Source organism: Arthrobacter sp. JCM 19049, from assembly GCF_001310435.1.
In genome coordinates this window covers 1-1,696 of sequence record NZ_BAXF01000463.1, presented here as the reverse complement: position 1 = coordinate 1,696, position 1,696 = coordinate 1, and the positions used below count along the sequence as shown (strand labels likewise).

The window sequence follows — 1,696 nt, the reverse complement described above, 5'->3', positions numbered from 1 at the left end:
GGCCCCGGCACCGAGCAGGGCGATGACGCTGACCAGGATGATGCCAAAGCCGCTGGGTGAGGCCCCCAACGCGGAGAGTCCAGCCCCCTGGGACACCACGGCCAGGCCGCTGATTCCGCTGACGGTGTTCGACAGCCGGCCGCTGGCCCCGGTCCCCCTGAACACCTGGGACATGAACACCAGCGGGACTCCGACCGCGATGACCAGCATGCTGGCGCCCATCCCCACCGGCCGAGCATTCCCACGGCAAAGAAGGTGGCCAGCAGCCCGGCCAACGCCAGGATGATGCGCAGCGGCCAAGGCTGGGTGCTGCGGGTAAGGGTGGGCCAGCTGTAGGCGAAAAGCAGCTGCAGCACGGCGGTGATCGCTCCCACCGAGAGACCCGGAGTGTCCAGGGTCGCCGCCACGAGCAATGCGGCCGCGGCGAGCAGCCCGCTAATCAGTACCTTGACTCTCAAACTGTCCATCCTGGATCGTTGGCAACGCGCGCATGGGGCAACTCGCGTTTATGACGTTCGGTGTTCTTTATACTGTGACACGTAAAAGAGATTTTTCGTCAAACCACCCGGCAGGAGGTTCCAGCACATGGCGCACCTGCTGCTCTTGGGTGAAGAACGCGAAAACGCTGTGTGCTGCCCGCGTTGGAGCTGCTCAGCCATGATATCCGACAGCTGCCGGCCACCAGCGATTCCCTGCGCCACGCCGGGCCCGCACAGGCTGTCATCCTGGATGCCACCGGGGATCTGGCTGCGGCCCGGACCGCCTGTCAGCTCGTGGCCGCGACCCTCAACCTCCCCCTGCTGGTGGTGATCCTTGAAGGCGGGTTGACGGTGATGTCCAGCGAATGGCGCGCCGATGACTTTGTGTTGCCCACCGCCTCACCGGCCGAAATTGAGGCGCGCCTGCGCATGCTGCTCAGCCGCGGGCCGTCCGCCACCGGCCCGGTAGACGCCGAACCGGTGGCGGGGCTGCGCATTGACGAGCTGAGCTACACCGCCAAGATTGATCAGCGGGTCCTGGACCTGACGTACAAGGAATTTGAGCTGCTGAAGTATCTGGCCCAGTTCCCGGGGCGGGTGTTCACCCGTGAACAGCTGCTGCATGAGGTGTGGGGTTACGACTACTACGGGGGCACCCGTACGGTGGACGTGCACGTGCGCCGCCTGCGAGCGAAGCTGGGCACCGATCATGAACAGCTGATCGGTACCGTGCGCAACGTCGGCTACCGCTTCCACGCCGAGCAGTAGGACACCGCTTCACCTCCGGCCGGTTCACTGCTGGCACATCCCGGGTGATGTTGCGTTCTGGTGGCGGCACGGGACTAGTGTGGGGTTTATGAGTACCCAGCCAAGCTCCCCCTCAGCATTCTGTCCTTGCCCGGCGCCGCCGATGACCGGTTGCGCGGCCAGGTCATGGACTTGGCCCGCACCGCCCAAGGCAGTGACGGCAATCCCCCGTTCAGCGAGCAGACCTTCATTGACCTGGCTGCCCAGCAGGCGGACCGCAGCCTGCTGGGCGTGTACGCGTACGCGGCCGAGGACAGCACCGAGGAACTGCTGCTGGGTGCGGCCGTTGCCGTGCGCGGGGCGGAAACCGAGCCGTGGACGGTGGAACTGGTGGTGCATCCCGATTACCGCCAACGCCAGGTGGCCGGCAACCTGCTGCAGCAGCTGGGCGGTTCCCTGGATCTGTCCCA

Annotated in this window: 2 protein-coding genes and 1 pseudogene; 2 read left to right on the top strand and 1 reads right to left on the bottom strand. The window is 65.8% G+C overall.

Annotated elements, in window-relative coordinates:
* Positions 1-210: hypothetical protein (locus tag JCM19049_RS13430; protein WP_374700316.1), on the bottom strand; the 210-nt coding region annotated here is incomplete at its 3' end.
* A gap of 419 nt (positions 211-629) precedes the next feature.
* Between JCM19049_RS13430 and JCM19049_RS13425 the strand changes: the two genes are divergently transcribed.
* Together JCM19049_RS13425 and JCM19049_RS13420 are read left to right on the top strand one after the other, a co-directional pair.
* Positions 630-1,247 carry a response regulator transcription factor gene (locus tag JCM19049_RS13425; RefSeq protein WP_279403220.1) on the top strand — a complete coding sequence of 206 codons (618 nt, stop codon included), beginning with the start codon at positions 630-632 and terminating at the stop codon, positions 1,245-1,247.
* Between the two features lie 126 nt (positions 1,248-1,373).
* Positions 1,374-1,696, top strand: a pseudogene (locus tag JCM19049_RS13420) (mycothiol synthase); the annotation flags it as partial.